This window comes from Roseobacter insulae (genome assembly GCF_019375555.1).
Taxonomy (GTDB): domain Bacteria; phylum Pseudomonadota; class Alphaproteobacteria; order Rhodobacterales; family Rhodobacteraceae; genus Roseobacter; species Roseobacter insulae.
Window position 1 is genome coordinate 687799 of sequence record NZ_JAHXDN010000002.1, and the last position, 16661, is coordinate 704459.

Below are 16661 nucleotides of genomic sequence, written 5' to 3' on the forward strand. Positions count from 1 at the left end.
GCCTGTCATGACGACACTGAAGCTCTACAACACCAAGACCCGGACCAAGGAGGATTTCGAGCCGATCGATCCCCGAAACGTGCGGATGTATGTCTGTGGGCCAACCGTCTATGACCGCGCGCATCTTGGCAACGCGCGCCCGGTGATTGTCTTTGATGTGTTGTTCCGGCTGCTGCGCCACGTCTATGGCGCCGATCACGTGACCTATGTGCGCAACTTCACGGACGTCGATGACAAGATCAACGCGCGCGCCGCGGAGAGTGGCCGCCCGATTGGCGAGATCACGGCGGAGACAACCGGGTGGTTTCTTGATGATATGGCGGCGGTGGGCGCGCTGGAACCGACCCGGATGCCGCGGGCAACCCGGTACATCGGCCAGATGGTGGCAATGATCGAGGATCTGATTGCCAGGGGGCACGCTTATGAGGCGGAGGGCCATGTGCTCTTTGCGGTGGACAGCTACGCGGAATACGGCGCGCTGTCGGGCCGGTCGGTGGATGACATGATCGCCGGGGCGCGGGTCGAGGTCGCGCCCTACAAGCGCAACCCGATGGATTTTGTCCTGTGGAAGCCCTCAAGCGATGATCTGCCGGGCTGGGACAGCCCATGGGGGCGGGGGCGCCCGGGCTGGCACATCGAATGCTCGGCCATGGCGCATGATCTGCTGGGAGAGAAGTTCGACATTCACGGCGGCGGCATCGACCTGCAATTCCCGCATCATGAAAACGAAATTGCCCAGTCACAATGCGCAGGCCACGAATTCGCGCAGGTCTGGATGCACAACGAAATGCTGCAAGTCGAAGGCAAGAAGATGTCCAAGTCGCTGGGCAATTTCTTCACCGTGCGCGATTTGCTCGATCAGGGCGTCCCGGGCGAGGTGATCCGCTTCGTGATGCTGAGCACCCACTACCGCAAGCCGATGGACTGGACAGAGAAGAAGCGGGCGGAGGCGGAAAAGACGCTGCGGAAGTGGCGTAGACTGTGCCAGGATGTTCAACCCACCAGCCCAACTAACCTTGTTCTGGACGCGTTGAAAGATGATTTGAACAGTGCAGAAGCTATCCGCCGCTTGCACTTCCTGGCAGATGGAGCCGCCGCCGGAAAACTGGACGATCCCGGTGATTTCGTTGCATCTGCGCATCTGCTGGGATTGCTGACGCCAGAATTGTCAAATTGGTTCGAGCGAGAAAAACTGATCATGGATTTGGCTGGTGGTGAAGTTGCTGAATCTTTTGCGCAACAAATCGACGCGGCGCGGGCATCGAGAGATTTCGAGACAGCGGATGCTTTGCGGAACCGTGCGATGGCAGCAGGATATTCGGTAAGAAATTCTCCTGATGGAACCATATTGGAGCCCACCGGCAAAGCGGACCCCTCTAAACTGGAGGTAGTGAAATGACGTTGCGCCGAACGAAGGACAGCCCCCGACCGCGGGTGGGGGTGAAGCCCCCGCCCGGGGGGGCGGTCGGGGGCTGTCCGGGCCTGCAGCCCGGACATGACGCAAGTCAGCAGGGGTGCGCCCGATGACCCGCGAACGCCTTTATCTTTACGACACCACTCTGCGGGACGGGCAACAGACGCAGGGCGTTCAGTTCTCCACCGAAGAAAAACGCGTCATCGCCGAGACGCTGGATCAGTTGGGTGTCGATTACATCGAGGGCGGCTGGCCCGGTGCGAACCCCACCGACAGCGCCTTTTTCGAGACGGCCCCGGCCACCGAGGCGCGTATGACCGCCTTTGGCATGACCAAGCGCGCAGGCATGTCGGCAGAGAATGACGATGTGCTGGCTGCGGTCATGAATGCGGGCACCAAGGCCGTCTGCCTCGTGGGCAAGACCCATGATTTTCATGTTGAGGCCGCCCTGGGCATCTCTCTGGCAGAGAACATCGACAACATCGCCCGCTCTATCGCGCATATCAAATCCGCCGGGCGCGAGGCGCTCTTTGATGCGGAGCATTTCTTTGATGGCTACCGCGCCAATCCCGATCATGCGCTGGAAGCGATCAGGGCCGCCTATGACGCGGGCGCGCGCTGGATCGTGCTCTGCGACACCAACGGCGGCACACTGCCCGAAGAGGTCGGGCGTGTCACCGCCGAGGTCATCAGGGCTGGTATTCCCGGCGACCATCTGGGCATCCACACGCATAACGACACGGAAAATGCCGTTGCCTGCACGCTGGCTGCCGTGGACGCGGGCGCGCGGCAAATTCAGGGCACGCTGAATGGTCTGGGTGAACGCTGCGGCAATGCCAATCTGACAGCGATCATTCCGATATTGCTGCTGAAAGCGCCCTATGCCAGCCGCTTTCAGACCCGTGTCACACCCGCGGCGCTCAAAGGGCTGACGCGCACCAGCCGGATGCTGGACGAGATCCTCAACCGGGTGCCGTTCCGGCAGGCGGCTTTCGTGGGCTCGTCGGCTTTTGCCCACAAGGCCGGGCTGCATGCCTCCGCGATCCTCAAGGATCCCAGCACCTATGAACACATCGACCCCGGCGATGTCGGAAACGCCCGCATCATCCCGATGTCCAATCAGGCGGGCCAGTCGAACCTGCGGGAACGCCTGACCGCCGCGGGGATTGCCGTGGCGCGCGGTGACCCGGCACTGGGCCTGATCCTCGACCGGATCAAGACGCGGGAGGCGGACGGGTATTCCTATGACACGGCGCAGGCCAGCTTCGAGCTGCTGGCGCGCGATGCGCTGGGGCAGATGCCGGAGTTCTTCGAGGTCAAGCGCTACCGGGTGACCGTGGAACGGCGAAAGAACAAATATGACCAGATGATCAGCCTGTCGGAGGCGGTTGTCGTGGTAAAGGTGGACGGCGAAAAGAAGCTGTCGGTCAGTGAATCCATGGATGAGACCGGCTCGGACCGCGGGCCTGTCAATGCACTCGCCAAGGCCCTGGCCAAGGATCTCGGACGCTACCAGGGGATCATCGACGACATGCGGCTGGTCGATTTCAAGGTGCGTATCACGCAGGGTGGCACCGAGGCCGTGACCCGCGTCATCATCGACAGCGAAGATGCGCAGGGGCACCGCTGGTCGACGGTCGGCGTTTCGGCGAACATCGTGGATGCGTCTTTCGAAGCACTTCTGGATGCGATCCGCTGGAAACTGCTGCGCGACACCGCGAGGGCCTCATGAGCGATGCGTATTGGGACGCATTTTTCGTGCTGCACCGGGACCTGCCGCGGGAAGGTCCGGGAGAACCCGCCGATGTAGAATGGGCCTGCCGGGTGGCCCGATTACAGCAGGACGCCCGGATCTGCGATGCGGCCTGCGGGCCGGGTGCAGATATCCCGGCGCTGCTGCAGGCAGCTCCGGATGGTCACATCGACGCGATGGATAAGACTGCTCAATTTGTGGATCAGGCCCGGGCCGCGCACGGGGCGAACCCGCGGGTGTCGCTGTCGGTATCGGACATGGCCGGGATCACCGGCCCCTACGACATGATCTGGTGTGCCGGTGCGCTTTACTTCCTCGGGGTCAGCGAGGGTCTGCGCCGGTGGCGCGCGGCCCTGGCTCCCGGTGGCGCGGTCGTTTTCTCCGAACCGTGCTGGTTCACGGAGGATCGCCCGGCGGCGGCAGCGCAGCTCTGGGCAGAATACCCGGCGATGACCGATGCCGATGGCATCGCGCGGCAGGTAGAGGCGGCGGGCTACAGCACGGTGGCCACGCGCAGATTGTCGCAAACGGCCTGGGAAAACTACTACGCACCCCTGGACACCCGCATTGCCGCGTTGCGACCGGATGCGCAGGGGGCCCTGGCCCGGGTGCTGGACGAGGCGGAGGCCGAGGCCGCGAGCTGGCGCGCTCACCGGGATGCCTTCGGCTATCTGCTGAGTGTGGTAACACCGGATGACATTTGACGCCGATCTGAACGCCTGCGCCAGCTTGGTCGAAAAGGGCGACCCGGACCGGTTCGCGGCGACCATGGCCAGCCCGGTGGCGGCGCGGCGCGTACTGTTCCCGCTCTATGCGTTCAACGTGGAAGTGTCGCGCGCGCCATGGGTCACGCAGGAGACCATGATTGCCGAAATGCGGCTTCAGTGGTGGCGCGACGCTCTGGAAGAGATCGGATCGGGGGTGACCGTGCGCCGCCACTCCGTGGTCTCGCCGCTTGCCGACATACTCGATGCAGAGGGAGCCCGGACACTGGACCGGCTGATCGCGGCGCGCCGGTGGGACATCTACAGGGAAGCTTTTGAGGATGCGGCGCATTTCAAAGCCTACCTGACCGAGACGGCAGCGGGCCTGATGTGGGTGGCGATGCGCGCCCTGACGCAGGCTCAGGCGCAGCCGGACCCTGAGGAGGAAAGTGGCAAAGCTGTGCGCAGGCTCGGGTATGCCACGGGGCTTGCACGGTTCCTGCAGGCGGTGCCCGCACTTGAGGCCCAGGGGCGCATTCCGCTGGTTGATGGGCGCAGCGACGGCGTTGCGGCCCTGGCAAGATCGGCCCTCGCCGATTGCGGAACGCCCGCTGTGTATCGCCGGTTGCTGGCGCGACCGGCCCGACCTGCGCTGACCGAAGCCTTCCTGACGAAATCCATCCTGACGCAGGTTGTCCGCACACCGCAGCGCGTGGCGCAGGGAACGCTTGCGGTGTCGCCGTTGCGCAGATCCTACGCGCTGTGGCGGTGGGTCTGACAGCCCGAGGTCCGGTTAACTTACGCGGTTTGCGGTTTCGGGCGCAGCATGAGCCAGATCAGCGCACCGCCGGCCAAGACAAGGAAGGGCACCATGGCGATGTTCACCGCCGCCCAGCCTTCCTGCGGCGTTCCACCCGAGCAGTTCATCAAACCGCCCGACGACAGCGATGCCAGCGTCACGCCACCAAAGACCAGCAGGTCGTTCAGCCCCTGCATGCGCCCGCGCTCGTGCGGTTCATGCGCGCCGGCGAGCATTGTCGTCGCGCCGATGAAACCAAAATTCCAGCCAAGGCCCAGGAGGATCAGCGCGACAAAGAAGTGGCTCAGTTCAACGCCCGACAGGGCCACGGCCCCGGCGCCCCCCAGTATCAGCAGGCCCAGACCCATGATCCGCTCGACGCCGAATCTGACGATCAGATGCCCGGTGAAAAACGACGGCGCGAACATCGCCAGCACGTGGCCGGTGACGACGTTGGAGGCATCGGCAACCGCAAAGCCACAGCCCACGACCGCCAGCGGCGTCGAGGTCATCACGAGGTTCATCAGCGCGTAAGACACCATCGCACAGATTACAGCGACCGCGATGCGCGGCGTTTTCAGTAACTCCCCCAGCGACCGGCCACGCGGTGCATCGGCGGTGCGTTTCACCGGTTTGGGGATGTCGAGGAAGATGAAGAGGAACATGCCCATCAGGTTCAGCGCCATCGCTGCCAGATACACCGGGAAAAACCGCATGACCGTCGCGTCGGGGTTTGTGCTGGTCAGGTATCCCACCAGTTGCGGTCCGATGACGGCCGACAGCAATCCGCCTGCCATCACGTAGGAGATGGCCTTGGGCCGAAATCCGTCAGAGGCGGTATCGGCGGCGGCAAAACGAAAAAAACCCTGTGAAGACATGTAGATACCGGTGAGGTAGCTGCCCACCAGAAACACCCAGAAGTTGGACAGCGTCAGCGCATAGGCACAGATGGACGCGCCGATCAGCCCCCCCGCGGCACCAACGACAAAACCAGCCCGCCTGCCATAACGCTGCATCAGCCCGGACAGCCAGGGCGCGGTGGTCATCGATCCGAACACGATCATCGAAATCGGCAATGTCGCAAGGCAGAGGTTGGTCGACATCTGTTGCCCGGCGAGCCCCGCGACGACGAACATCATGGTGATCTGACTGCCCAGAAACGCTTGCGCCATGACCAACACGGTCACGTTTCGTTTGGCGCGGCTGTCGTCTACGGCTTGCATGCGCCTTGCGTATTCCTGTTGCCGGTCGGGAGCAAGCCCTCTTGCCTAAGTCATGATCTCGCATACAGTCAAACCATGGTAAGAGGTGGAAAAGTTCTAGTGATGGCCGGAGCCAGAGAAGCGCATGGCGTGATCGCCAAGCTGGTCTCTCGCGGGCGAGATGTCATCGCCAGCCTGCCCGAACCGGAGCGTGCCTTCGATACTTTGCCGGTGCCCACCCGCATCGGACCTTTTCACGACGCGAGCGCGTTGCAGGAATGGTTTGCCGCCAACGAGGTCCGTTGTGTCATTGACGCCAGCCACGCGTTCGACGCCAAGATTTCGCGGCGCACCGCGAGGATCTGTTCGCGCCAGCACCTGAGCTATCTGCGCATCCTGCGGCCGCCGTGGCATGCCACCGGGCTGGATCGCTGGACGGTTTGCGCTTCGGTAAAACAGGCCTCGGACACGGTACCACCCGGTGCCCGCGTCTTCAGCAATACCGGGCGCGCGTCGCTGCCGGAATTTGCCGAATTCCGGGGCCGGGTTCTGTTTCTGCGCCAAACCCGCAAACCCGCTACGCCGCCACCGTACCCCTTTGTGACCTACAGTTTCGGAACGCCGCCCTATTCGCAACGCAGCGAAGAGACCCTATTTCGCGAGCTCCGCGTCACCCGCCTGATCTGCCGTAACGTGGGGGGCGCGGCCAGCATGTCCAAACTGCTTGCGGCGCGGCGTCTGGGCATTCGCGTCCTGATGATCGAACGGCCCCAGACACCGGTGGCGATGCCGGTGGTGGAAACCATTGCCGAGGCTTTGGCATGGGAAGCAAACGCGTGACACCGGGGCGGATTATCCACACAGACGAGGATGTTGCCGAGGGCGCCGCCTGGCTTGCCGCACAAGATGAGCGCCTCGCCCGTGCCTTGCGTGTCACACAGCCCCTGCCGCTCAGGCGGAAACCGGACGGGTTCGCGGAGTTGCTCAGCGCCATTGTCAGCCAGCAGGTCTCGACCGCCTCCGCACAGGCCTTGTGGGCCAATCTGCAGACAGCCGGGGTGGTGACGCCGGATGCCGTTCGGGCACGGACCGAAGCGGAACTGCGGGGTCTGGGCTTGAGCCGCCAGAAGGCCCGGTACGCCCATGCTCTGGCAGCGGCTGATATCGACTATCATAGTCTGCGGCGTGTTCCTGACGACGAGGTGGTCAGGACACTGACCGCGGTGACCGGCATCGGGGTCTGGACCGCGGAAATCTACGCGATGTTCAGTCTGGGCCGGGCGGATGTCTTTGCGCCCGGCGATCTCGCATTGCGGGAGGCGGCGCGGCTTATCTACGACATGCCTGCGCGGCCCAGGGAACGGGAATTGCGGAAGATGGCGGAGGCATGGTCGCCCTGGCGGTCGGTTGCAGCACGTTTGCTCTTTGCCTACTACAGACACGCAAAACAAAGGGACGGTATTACATGACAAGGGTTTTGAATGCAGGGCGTCGCGCGCCGGTATCGGGCGACACGCGGTCCGTGGTGGTGTTTCTGCATGGATATGGCGCGAATGGCGCTGACCTGCTCGGCCTTGCCGACCCGCTGGGCGAACATTTGCCCGACACGCTCTTCGTGGCACCGGATGCGCCGGAAGCCTGCGCCGGGGCGCCCATGGGGTTTCAGTGGTTCCCGATCCCATGGATCGACGGATCGTCCGAAGAGGAATCGATGCGCGGCATGTTGCAGGCCATCGACGACCTGAATGCCTTTCTCGACGCATTGATGGTCGACGAGGACGTGCTGCCCGAACAGGTGGTGCTGTTCGGCTTCTCCCAGGGCACGATGATGGCGCTGCATGTCGCGCCGCGCCGCGAGGACGAAATTGCCGGGATCGTTGCCTTTTCGGGCCGTCTGCTCAGTCCCGAAACCCTCGGCGACGAAGTCGTTGTCCGCCCGCCGGTTTTGCTGGTGCATGGCGATCAGGATGATGTGGTGCCTCCGCAATCCCTGCCGCAGGCGGCCGAGGCGCTGCAGGAAGCCGGCTGGCAGGATGTTTTTGCCCATATCATGAAGGGCACCGGCCACGGTATCGCGCCCGACGGTCTGTCTGTGGCGCTGGCCTTCATGCGCGACAAGCTGAGCCTTTAGCCTGCGCCTTTACGATAGGCGCCGGGGCTTTGCCCCATCACCCGCTGAAACTCTGCATAGAAATTGGAACGCGTGAGAAAGCCGGCGGCTTCGCCAACCGCGCCCACCGGGTCCGTGGTGGCGCGCAGCAATTCCGCGGCTTCCGCCACCCGAAACTCGTTGATGAACTGCGAGACGTTTTTGCCGCTGGAGCGGTTCACCGCCTCCGACAGCGCACGGTCCGTCACGCCCAACCGGCGGGCAAGGCGGGTGAGGGACAGTTGCGGGTCCACATAAAGCCTGCTGTCGGTCAGAAACCGCCGGGCCTGTGCCGCGATCTCCGCGTCCTGTGTGCTTTGCGATTGCGCGGGCGGCGCGCCCGATGATCGCCGCATGGTGAAGACGACGGCCCCGATCAGCAGCAGGATCAGCACGATGCTGGCCACCGACAGCAACCGCGCGACATTTGCACCCGCGTTGCGCGCGAAATCCACGGCGATGAGCGTATCCATGGCGCAGGTCACTGTCAGCAGGACAACCCCCACAAGGCTCATCCGGCGCATGAAGCCGATATGCGCCAGCGCCAGCTTCGACAGGCGGTCCGGTCCCGCGCGCCAGAGCCGCAGCAGGAGCACGGCATAGGCTGCATAGCTCAGACCGATCAGCAGATCGAGCGCGATCCGCACAGGCGGAGATGCCGCGACAACAACCGTGAGCAGCGTCGCAATACCGAGGTGGCGCAGAACGTGCCGCTGCAACCGCGCGGCACGATCCGAAAGAGCGACATAGCCGAGGTACAGCAACGGCCCGATCCAGAAGGGCAGGAGCCTTTGCACCACCAGCACATCTTCGATCTGATAGGCAAACCTGAGCGCGACAAAGAGCGTCTCCACCGCGATCAGCGCTGCCAGAGCGGCAAAGAACGCTTTGGCCGGTCCCGGAAGCCATGTCCGCGTCAGAACGAGAGCGCCGATGACGGCGGACAGAAAGGTCAGGAAAAGGGGCAGGGGGACGGAAATCACGGGTCAGACCTGTCCTTCATTGCGCGCAGCTGTCCTGAAACAGCTTTCAGGACAGTCATGGCATTGCCTGAAATCGGCGAGTTGCTCAAGTGAGGATCATCGCAACACCAACCTCGTGAGGTCCAAAAATGAACACGAACCTTCGTCAACTCTGTCTGGGCGCGGCCATTGTCTTCGGGCTGACCGCCGCCTCCACCGACGCGGCCGAATACGCACCGGCCGTGGCTGAATTCAAAGCCGAACACCCCGGCGGAGAGCGCGCGCTTGCCGGTCATGTCTGGTACCCATCCCATGCGCAAGGCGCGCCGGGCCTTCTGCGCGGCAGCGCTGTCTGGCGTGACATCACCGGACATCTGGACGCCCGCATTGCTCCCGGTGTCTTTCCGCTGGTGCTGATTTCGCACGGTATGTACGGCAATACGGTCAACCAGGCGTGGCTGGCAAAGCGGCTGGCCGCCGAGGGGATCATCTCGGTCCTTCCCAACCATCCCGGCACGACCAGCTTTGACCGTGACGCATTCGAAGCACGGCGGCTCTGGCTGCGCGCCACGGATTTGTCGGTGAGCCTGGACCAGGTCCTGACCGACCCGCGTTTTGCCGACCACATTGACGGCACGCGGATCGCGGCCGCCGGTCATTCGCTTGGCGGCTACACGGTGATGGCCGCCAGCGGTGCCCGGCACGATGCTGAGGGTTTTGCCGACTATTGTGCAATTGTGCCGATGCGCGCGGATTGTGAAGCGCTGGATACGTGGCAGGTCGGCACGGACCCGGCAGATCTGGACATGCTGCAAAGCGACCGTTCCGATCCCCGGATCAGAACCACGATCGCCATGGATATCGGTGGCACCCAGACCTTTGATCCTGAAAGCCTTGCCGAGATCGATATGCCGATCCTCGTGCTGGGCTCGGGGCGGCAGGATATGCTGATGCAGGATGTGGAATCCCGCGCGCTGGCCGCCGCATTGCCCCGCGACAGGGTCACACATATCGAACTGTCGACGGTGGGGCACTTCGACTTCATGGGCCAATGCGTCGAAGGCGGGTATGAGATTCTCGCCCGCGAATTACCGGGGGACGAGATGGTCTGTATCAAGGGCATGCAGCATCGGGCCGCACAGCATGACCGTATCTTTGATCTTGTCATGGATCATTTCCGTGACACCGGGATCGTCTCACAATAGCAGGGTAGCCGCGGTTCGGCGGCTTTTGCAGGCCGCCGGACCGATACTGTGGATAACTGTCACTTTATCGTTACCGAAATCACCTATCTCGATGGCGAGATGTTGTGGTCAAACGAGGGCTTGTCAGCTTCGGACCACGATATATAGTCTGAATATGACTCGTGCGCTGGTGGCGCGGTTGGCGTGAGGCTTGTGGAAAAGCGGTAGAGGGTTAGCCCGGACATGGATGGCGACTTCAGGACAGATTTTACGCGCAAACCGGCGGCACTCAGGCACCGTCCTGCCCTGGTGCTGAACGCCGATTACCGACCGCTCAGTTATTACCCGCTGTCGCTCTGGCCGTGGCAGGAGGCGGTCAAGGCGGCCTGGCTCGACCGGGTGGATATCGTGGCTGAATACGAAGACATTGTCCGAAGCCCGAGTACCGAAATCAGGATCCCCTCGGTGGTTGTCCTGAAAGACTATGTGAAACCTCAAAAGCGCGTGGCCTTCACGCGCTTTAATTTATTTCTGAGGGATGAATTTCGCTGTCAGTACTGCGGCGCAAAGGGTGAACTGACCTTTGACCACGTGGTGCCCCGCGCCTCAGGCGGCGTGACCAGCTGGCAGAATGTCGTGGCCGCGTGCAGCCCCTGCAATCTGAAAAAGGGTTCTAAACCGCTGCACCGGACAGGTATGTCCCTGCGCAAGCCGCCGCGACAGCCGGGCGCTGAAGAGCTGCGCAACATGGGGCGGAAGTTTCCGCCCAATCACTTGCATGACAGCTGGATGGATTTCCTGTACTGGGACGCGGAACTCGAAGCCTGACGTGCCCGCCGGGCGGAGATATTTCAGCGCAGTGCCTGATACGCGGGTTCGGTCAGCCGAATGGCGCTCAGGACAAAATCCCTGATATCCTCTGTCGGGCCCGCAGACTGGCTGCCGTAGACCATCTGGAATACATGCTCGTCGGTATTGCGCTTCACCACAATGCTCAGCCCCATCCGGTCGCCCTCGGCATCGGGATCGTTGTAATGCCCGGCGGTTTCGTCAAAATCATCCGGAATGGCGCTGAAAAGGCTGTTGGCAGCCTCCTCGTCCAACTGGCCCTTCACCAGCACACCGTCTGACTGGCGCAATTCCCTGGTGCCCATACGCTGAAACGCACCGTCGTCGGTTGCCTGCAGAAACAGGACGTGGGCGTCGCCGCGCAGCATCTCGATCTGAACCTGTCGGGTTGCCTCTTGCGTCATCGTTCGATCACCCGCCAAAACAACACTTAAAGAGATTGGTGAACCAGTTTCCGCCCGACCGGCCCTGCGGCGCCTCGATGCCCAGTTCGGCCAGCGTTTTCTGATCGTCCTCGCTGAGTTCGATGCCCTTGGCTTCCAGCTGCTCAGGTGTCAGCGGGACGGTGTTCGGCACGTCATCGGAGGCATTGTAGTCATAAAACTCGGTCTTTGCGAAAAGCGTCTGGTTGTGCAGCATATGGCTCAGTTCCCATACGGAAATGGCCGCATTCCCCTTGCTGAAGCCCAGCGGACCGGCAACATCGCTCATCGCGCTCCATAACTCGGCGGAGGTACCGGGCATGCTGGCATAAATCGGAACAGCTGCCTGCGCGGCAAGGGTTTCTTCCTCGCTCAGCATCGGCGGGTGGTTCCGGGCGTGGTCGATCTGTTCCTGGGTGAACCCCGCGAGGTTCTGTTTTATTGTCAGGGATTGTTCCATTGCTTTCTTGATGCCGCCGGTGAAGATGCCCTGAATCTGGCCACCCTGCCGCTGACTGGCCAGACCTTTGACAAATGCGCCCGGACCTTCCGCGTCGAGCTCGGTTCGAAATTTGCTCAGGTTTCCCTTTGAACTGGCGGATTTGCCGAAGGCATCTTCGCCGTATCGGTCATTCTCCAGATCGGTGAACCCCAGCCCGATGTTCTTTTCGCGCTGAATGGGAGGGTCCGAGGGCGCGGGCGCGCTGGCTTTCCGGTCCGCTTTCCTTTGAAGCACAGCCAGCCGCGCCACAACCTGACTGTCATCGGCCTGCTGTTGAAGCGTCGCCAGCCCGGCAGCCGACGCAACCAGTCGCGCCTGTTGCCCCGTGGGCGCGGGCGCGGGGGTCGGTCCCGGCGGCGCATGTGTTCTCATCAGGCAAGCTCCTCAACCACAGGTTAGCAGGATGTGCCCGTGATCCAAGCGAATTTATGGCTTGGCGGCGGCGGCCATGCGATATCTTGCGGTCAGGCCGCAAGCTCCACCCAGACCGGCACGTGATCTGACGGTTTGTCCCGGCCCCGTACCTCCATGTCGATCTGACAGTCCTGCAGCATGTCCGCAACCTGAGGACAAAGCAGGAAGTGATCGATACGAATGCCGTTGTTCCGATTCCACGCACCGGCCTGATAATCCCAAAAGCTATAGTGTCCGGGGCCTTGTGTCCGCGCCCGGAAGGCCTCGGTCAGGCCAAGGTTGATCAGTTTGCGAAAAGCGGTCCGGCTTTCGAGCCGGAACAGCGCATCATCGCGCCAGCTGTCCGGTTTGGCCGCATCCTCGGCCTGCGGAATAATGTTGTAGTCCCCGGCCATCAAAAACGGCGTTTCTTCTGCAAGCAGGGTTTCCGCCCGCTTCAGCAAACGCTCCATCCACGCCAGCTTGTAGTCGTACTTGGGGCCGGGGGCGGGATTGCCGTTCGGCAGGTAGAGGCCGCAGAGGCGCAGGGGGTGGGTATCGCCCATCACCGTAGCTTCGATCCAGCGCGCCTGTTCATCGCTATCATCGCCGGGCAGGCCGCGGGTCACATCCTCCAGCGGCCGCTTGGACAGGATTGCAACGCCGTTGAAGCTTTTCTGCCCGTGTGTCGCGACGTTGTAGCCGCGTTCCTCGAAGATTTCGGCGGGAAAAGCCTCATCGACCGATTTGATCTCCTGCAAGATCGCAACATCGGGGGTCGCCTCGTCCAGCCACGCGGGCAGCGCCTCGATGCGCGCTTTGATACCATTGATGTTGAACGTGGCGATTTTCATGATGACACTTCTCCCCGGGTTCTCTCTGCTATCGCGCAAGCTTGCCTCCAGAGCAAGGGCACAGACGCCGGAATGCCGTTGCGATTCCCGCGCCGCGTCAGGGGTGATTCTTGTTAATAGTTAACGCAAATCGGGCTTAAATGGTTAATATCCCCAGAGTTATCCTCTGTGGATAAAAAAAAATTAACCAAGATTACCGTCGTGAACCTTCCAAAAGTGGTTGGCGCTAACACGCGAAATTCGTGTGGATAAGTAATGGTTAACACATTCTTAACGTGAAAAATTCTTGGAAACTCTCCTTAAACGAGCAAGCGTGAAAGGGCGATACAAACTTCATCTGAAAGGGATACGATATGAAGACCAACACACTTGCCGCACCACTGATTTCCGAAGAGTTTTTCGGCACTGAGACCGACCTGCACAGCGGCGCAGGCACGGCGCTTTTCACCACAAGCATGGGCCCCGCCGGCACCGACATGATGAGCGGCCAGGGTACCGAATTGTTCACCACGTCCATGGGTCCGCAGGCGGACACTTTCGCTGGCGCGGAAACCGGCCAATTCACCACCAGCATGGTCTCCGGCCGTGACGCGTTCTCGGGTGAGGCAACCGGCCTGTTCACCACGTCCATGTAACTGATCTTCTGGTCGAAGCCGAATGGTATGTTGGCCCCGCTTCGACCATGAGCCTTGCGCGGCAGATCCTCAGGACAAAGGAAGAACCCCCATGTCTAACGTCGTCTCTTTGGGTCTGCCGCGCAGACCGGGGCTGGCAGAACGCCAGTCTCTTCTACTCGAAAATTTTGCCTGTAACCGGCGCAGCCCGGACGATGTGTTCTGGCTAAAGGAAAACGCTGAAATTCTTAATATCCTCGCCACCAGCGGTGCCCGTCTGACAGAAAAGGCTCTGGCGCCCTACGCACGTGTCTACGAAGGGCTTGAGGAGCGCTTGCGCTTTTTCCCGCAATATTACCGCTTCCTTCTGTCGATTTGTCTGGATCTGGAAGATCTGGGCATGGCGGGCGGCAAGGGGGCCGAGCTATGCCGATGGGCGGCCGATATGGGATTGGTTGAGGCGGAGCTGTCGGATTTGCAACGGGCGGAGGCACATCGCCTGCTGGCGCGCCGCGAGGTTGGCACCCCAAGTGCCGATCTGCACCAGCGGCTGCGCACTTTCATCAACCGCTCGGATACTTTCGCCTTGCCGAACAAGAAGGTCGCCTACGAGCTGACGCATATCGTTTTCTATCTGTCCGACTACGGCAAGCTGGATCCCGAGCTCGACGATGCGGCCATTGTCAGTCTCGAATTTGCAGGTCTGCTGTCCTACCTTGATCAGGATATTGACCTGTTGGCTGAGATCTGCGTTGCCATGCGGTTTGCAGGGCAGCAGCCCAGTGCGATCTGGGAGGACTGGATTGCGCAGGAAATGGGTGGGTTTGTCCTGAACGGCAGCGGCGACGGCCGCTCCGATTGCTATCATGAATACCTCGTTGCCAGTTGGTGGGCGCAGTTTGCTGACAGGCCGGGCTTTCCGGGCGTGCCGGAAGCGGGCGGATTGCAAATCTGCCGTCACACGGGCCGCAAGGGGCCGTTGCGGGCCATGTCTGAATATATGTTCCACCTTGGACCCGCCCGCAGTGCAGACTGGTCGCAGATGCGGCGCGGCATGACGGACGCGGTCGGGGCGGACGGGGTGGAAATTCTTACGGGCGCGGAGCAGTCATCGGATAAGTTCAGCGCGTTCTTCGAAGGGTTTTCCAGAGCTGATATCTAAAAATCAACTTTAAAACAGGCAAATACCGAGCAAACTTAATGTTACATTGAAAACGAGGTGCCGCACCCGCAGGAGCTTGACGCATTCGGGTTGTTGATGACAAATCGGGCGCCGATCAATTCCTCGGCAAAGTCGATGGTTGCCCCGCCCAGGAAGGGCAAGGACACGGAATCAACCACGACCTTTTGTCCGGCGCCCTCAAGCACGAGGTCATCCTCGCGCGGCTCGTCCAGGGCGATTTCATACTGGAATCCGGAACATCCACCGCCCTCCACAGCAATCCGCAGTGCTTTGCCGTCGGTTGCGGCACCGATTTCGGCCAGCCGGTCAAAGGCGCGGGGCGTAACTGTGGGAGGCATTTGCATATGCGGGCTCCGTCAAGCGGTTTCATTAACGATGTGAGTGCAATATAGAAACTCACAGGACAGGCCACAAGGACACGCCAGCAATGACGGCTCTTTATGCCTCCGATCCGTTGCGCGCCCGGGGACGGCGCGTGCGGGAGGAGGAAAGCACGTTTCGGTCATGTTTTCAGCGTGACCGGGACAGGATTATTCACGCAAGCGCCTTTCGCAGGCTCAAGCACAAAACCCAGGTGTTCATCGAGCATGAAGGTGACTATTACCGGACCCGGCTGACCCATTCCATCGAGGTGGCGCAAGTGGCGCGCACCATTGCCGGTGCGCTTCAGTTGAACCCCGAACTCACGGAAGCGGTCGCGCTGGCACATGATCTGGGGCACACGCCCTTCGGCCACACGGGCGAGGATGCGCTGTCGGAGCTGATGGCGCCCTACGGCGGGTTCGATCACAATGCGCAGGCGATCCGGATCGTCACCAACCTTGAGCGCCACTATGCGGATTTCGACGGATTGAACCTCACATGGGAAACGCTGGAGGGCCTGGCCAAGCACAATGGGCCCGTCACCGGCGATATCCCGTGGGCGCTGCAAGAGTACAATGCGCAACATGATCTGGAACTGGACACTTTCGCCAGCGCTGAGGCACAGGTTGCCGCCATTGCCGATGACGTGGCCTATAATCATCATGATCTGCATGACGGGTTGCGGGCAGAATTGTTCTCCACCGACGAATTGGCGGCATTGCCCATCCTGAATGCCTGCTTCGAAGAGGTCGACGGGCGCTATCCGGGCCTCAACTATTACCGCCGACGGCATGAAGCATTGCGCCGCTTCTTTGGTATTCTGGTCGAGGATGTCATCAGATTTGCACAGGCACGCCTGATGGAACTGCAACCGCAGTCGGTTGACGACATACGGGGCGCAGGGCGCACCATTATCCGGTTCAGCGACGATGTCTTTGCAGACCTGAAGGTCATCCGCGCCTTTCTGTTCGACCGGATGTACCGCGCGCCAAGCGTCATTGAAATGCGCGCACGGGTGACCCGTGTCGTGGCGGACCTGTTCCCCCATTTCATAGCGCATCCCGACCAGTTGCCGAAACAGTGGCGCAAGGACGTCGATGAGGCGCGGGGCGAAACCGCGCTGGCGCGGATCGTTTCCGATTACATCGCAGGCATGACCGACCGCTTCGCCCTTCAGGAGCATGAGCGTCTGATCGCCGGCAGGTAGCGATATGCAAACGCCCGCGTCTCGCGCCAGGTTGCGAGGCGCCATTGGGTGTTTCTGATTGGTGTCGGACACGTCTTTCACAAGGGCGGCAGGCTCATTGCATCCGG

At 61.6% G+C, this 16661-nt stretch carries 18 protein-coding genes; 12 read left to right on the forward strand and 6 right to left on the reverse strand.

What is annotated here, in order from left to right:
• Positions 1 to 7: 7 nt before the first annotated feature.
• The 4 genes from cysS (at position 8) to KX928_RS09540 (ending at position 4649) form a co-directional block, all read left to right on the forward strand.
• Complete coding sequence (cysS, locus tag KX928_RS09525; protein ID WP_219501407.1) at positions 8 to 1399, forward strand: cysteine--tRNA ligase; 1392 nt, start codon at positions 8 to 10, stop codon at positions 1397 to 1399.
• A 124-nt stretch (positions 1400 to 1523) separates the two neighbouring features.
• The gene (gene cimA / locus KX928_RS09530; protein ID WP_219501416.1) at positions 1524 to 3146 is read left to right on the forward strand and encodes a citramalate synthase; all 1623 of its coding nucleotides are present in this window, start codon (positions 1524 to 1526) and stop codon (positions 3144 to 3146) included.
• The gene (locus tag KX928_RS09535; protein WP_219501417.1) at positions 3143 to 3871 is read left to right on the forward strand and encodes a class I SAM-dependent methyltransferase; all 729 of its coding nucleotides are present in this window, start codon (positions 3143 to 3145) and stop codon (positions 3869 to 3871) included. Before cimA ends, KX928_RS09535 begins: the two co-directional genes overlap by 4 nt.
• Positions 3861 to 4649 carry a squalene/phytoene synthase family protein gene (locus KX928_RS09540; RefSeq protein WP_219501419.1) on the forward strand — a complete coding sequence of 263 codons (789 nt, stop codon included), beginning with the start codon at positions 3861 to 3863 and terminating at the stop codon, positions 4647 to 4649. Before KX928_RS09535 ends, KX928_RS09540 begins: the two co-directional genes overlap by 11 nt.
• 20 nt (positions 4650 to 4669) lie before the next feature.
• Here the strand turns inward: KX928_RS09540 and KX928_RS09545 are convergent, their stop codons facing one another.
• Positions 4670 to 5893: an MFS transporter gene (locus KX928_RS09545; protein ID WP_219501421.1), complete on the reverse strand. Its 1224-nt coding sequence runs from the start codon at positions 5891 to 5893 to the stop codon at positions 4670 to 4672.
• Between the two features lie 102 nt (positions 5894 to 5995).
• On the opposite strand from KX928_RS09545, the gene KX928_RS09550 reads away from it, so the two are divergent.
• From KX928_RS09550 to KX928_RS09560, 3 genes are read left to right on the forward strand one after another with little or no spacing between them, the layout of a single operon-like run.
• The gene (locus tag KX928_RS09550) at positions 5996 to 6712 is read left to right on the forward strand and encodes a precorrin-6A/cobalt-precorrin-6A reductase (RefSeq protein WP_257883649.1); all 717 of its coding nucleotides are present in this window, start codon (positions 5996 to 5998) and stop codon (positions 6710 to 6712) included.
• Positions 6694 to 7341 (forward strand): DNA-3-methyladenine glycosylase family protein, encoded by a 648-nt coding sequence (locus KX928_RS09555; protein WP_219501425.1) that lies wholly within the window; start codon positions 6694 to 6696, stop codon positions 7339 to 7341. The genes KX928_RS09550 and KX928_RS09555 overlap by 19 nt, the downstream gene beginning before the upstream one ends.
• Complete coding sequence (locus KX928_RS09560; RefSeq protein WP_219501427.1) at positions 7338 to 8003, forward strand: alpha/beta hydrolase; 666 nt, start codon at positions 7338 to 7340, stop codon at positions 8001 to 8003. The genes KX928_RS09555 and KX928_RS09560 overlap by 4 nt, the downstream gene beginning before the upstream one ends.
• Here KX928_RS09560 and KX928_RS24235 read toward each other — a convergent pair.
• Positions 8000 to 9004: a helix-turn-helix domain-containing protein gene (locus KX928_RS24235; RefSeq protein WP_219501429.1), complete on the reverse strand. Its 1005-nt coding sequence runs from the start codon at positions 9002 to 9004 to the stop codon at positions 8000 to 8002. The genes KX928_RS09560 and KX928_RS24235 overlap by 4 nt on opposite strands.
• A gap of 128 nt (positions 9005 to 9132) precedes the next feature.
• On the opposite strand from KX928_RS24235, the gene KX928_RS09570 reads away from it, so the two are divergent.
• Positions 9133 to 10188, forward strand: a complete 1056-nt coding sequence (locus KX928_RS09570) for an alpha/beta hydrolase family protein (protein WP_219501431.1) — start codon at positions 9133 to 9135, stop codon at positions 10186 to 10188.
• 222 nt (positions 10189 to 10410) lie between these two features.
• Positions 10411 to 10995 (forward strand): HNH endonuclease, encoded by a 585-nt coding sequence (locus KX928_RS09575; protein WP_219501433.1) that lies wholly within the window; start codon positions 10411 to 10413, stop codon positions 10993 to 10995.
• Positions 10996 to 11018: 23 nt separating this feature from the next.
• Here KX928_RS09575 and KX928_RS09580 read toward each other — a convergent pair whose 3' ends face one another.
• The 3 genes from KX928_RS09580 to xth all read right to left on the reverse strand — a co-directional run bounded on the left by KX928_RS09580 (position 11019) and on the right by xth (position 13187).
• Positions 11019 to 11420, reverse strand: a complete 402-nt coding sequence (locus KX928_RS09580) for a hypothetical protein (protein ID WP_219501435.1) — start codon at positions 11418 to 11420, stop codon at positions 11019 to 11021.
• Between the two features lie 7 nt (positions 11421 to 11427).
• Entirely contained in the window at positions 11428 to 12312 is an 885-nt protein-coding gene (locus KX928_RS09585; protein ID WP_219501437.1) for a hypothetical protein, read from the reverse strand.
• A gap of 92 nt (positions 12313 to 12404) precedes the next feature.
• Positions 12405 to 13187 (reverse strand): exodeoxyribonuclease III, encoded by a 783-nt coding sequence (gene xth / locus KX928_RS09590; protein ID WP_219501439.1) that lies wholly within the window; start codon positions 13185 to 13187, stop codon positions 12405 to 12407.
• A 353-nt stretch (positions 13188 to 13540) separates the two neighbouring features.
• Here xth and KX928_RS09595 point away from each other — a divergent pair, with 353 nt between their 5' ends.
• On the forward strand, positions 13541 to 13822 hold the full coding sequence (locus KX928_RS09595; protein WP_219501442.1) for a DUF6749 family protein: 282 nt from the start codon (positions 13541 to 13543) through the stop codon (positions 13820 to 13822).
• 91 nt (positions 13823 to 13913) lie between these two features.
• The gene (locus KX928_RS09600; RefSeq protein ID WP_219501444.1) at positions 13914 to 14963 is read left to right on the forward strand and encodes a DUF6902 family protein; all 1050 of its coding nucleotides are present in this window, start codon (positions 13914 to 13916) and stop codon (positions 14961 to 14963) included.
• Between the two features lie 41 nt (positions 14964 to 15004).
• Here KX928_RS09600 and KX928_RS09605 read toward each other — a convergent pair whose 3' ends face one another.
• A complete protein-coding gene (locus KX928_RS09605) occupies positions 15005 to 15328 on the reverse strand; it encodes a HesB/IscA family protein (RefSeq protein WP_219501446.1) in 324 nt (107 codons plus the stop codon).
• Positions 15329 to 15411: 83 nt separating this feature from the next.
• Here KX928_RS09605 and KX928_RS09610 point away from each other — a divergent pair, with 83 nt between their 5' ends.
• On the forward strand, positions 15412 to 16554 hold the full coding sequence (locus tag KX928_RS09610) for a deoxyguanosinetriphosphate triphosphohydrolase (protein ID WP_219501448.1): 1143 nt from the start codon (positions 15412 to 15414) through the stop codon (positions 16552 to 16554).
• Positions 16555 to 16661: the final 107 nt, after the last annotated feature.

Bases quoted from the DNA above. Each gene is read 5' to 3' on its own strand.
- KX928_RS09535 (WP_219501417.1), top strand. From the start codon at position 3,143: ATGAGCGATGCGTATTGGGACGCATTTTTCGTGCTGCACCGGGACCTG.
- KX928_RS09560 (WP_219501427.1), top strand. From the start codon at position 7,338: ATGACAAGGGTTTTGAATGCAGGGCGTCGCGCGCCGGTATCGGGCGAC.
- KX928_RS09580 (WP_219501435.1), bottom strand. From the start codon at position 11,420: ATGACGCAAGAGGCAACCCGACAGGTTCAGATCGAGATGCTGCGCGGC.
- KX928_RS09550 (WP_257883649.1), top strand. From the start codon at position 5,996: ATGGCCGGAGCCAGAGAAGCGCATGGCGTGATCGCCAAGCTGGTCTCT.
- KX928_RS09540 (WP_219501419.1), top strand. From the start codon at position 3,861: ATGACATTTGACGCCGATCTGAACGCCTGCGCCAGCTTGGTCGAAAAG.
- KX928_RS09570 (WP_219501431.1), top strand. From the start codon at position 9,133: ATGAACACGAACCTTCGTCAACTCTGTCTGGGCGCGGCCATTGTCTTC.
- KX928_RS09585 (WP_219501437.1), bottom strand. From the start codon at position 12,312: ATGAGAACACATGCGCCGCCGGGACCGACCCCCGCGCCCGCGCCCACG.
- KX928_RS09605 (WP_219501446.1), bottom strand. From the start codon at position 15,328: ATGCAAATGCCTCCCACAGTTACGCCCCGCGCCTTTGACCGGCTGGCC.
- cysS (WP_219501407.1), top strand. From the start codon at position 8: ATGACGACACTGAAGCTCTACAACACCAAGACCCGGACCAAGGAGGAT.
- KX928_RS09545 (WP_219501421.1), bottom strand. From the start codon at position 5,893: ATGCAAGCCGTAGACGACAGCCGCGCCAAACGAAACGTGACCGTGTTG.
- KX928_RS09610 (WP_219501448.1), top strand. From the start codon at position 15,412: ATGACGGCTCTTTATGCCTCCGATCCGTTGCGCGCCCGGGGACGGCGC.
- KX928_RS09595 (WP_219501442.1), top strand. From the start codon at position 13,541: ATGAAGACCAACACACTTGCCGCACCACTGATTTCCGAAGAGTTTTTC.
- KX928_RS09555 (WP_219501425.1), top strand. From the start codon at position 6,694: ATGGGAAGCAAACGCGTGACACCGGGGCGGATTATCCACACAGACGAG.
- cimA (WP_219501416.1), top strand. From the start codon at position 1,524: ATGACCCGCGAACGCCTTTATCTTTACGACACCACTCTGCGGGACGGG.
- KX928_RS09575 (WP_219501433.1), top strand. From the start codon at position 10,411: ATGGATGGCGACTTCAGGACAGATTTTACGCGCAAACCGGCGGCACTC.
- xth (WP_219501439.1), bottom strand. From the start codon at position 13,187: ATGAAAATCGCCACGTTCAACATCAATGGTATCAAAGCGCGCATCGAG.
- KX928_RS09600 (WP_219501444.1), top strand. From the start codon at position 13,914: ATGTCTAACGTCGTCTCTTTGGGTCTGCCGCGCAGACCGGGGCTGGCA.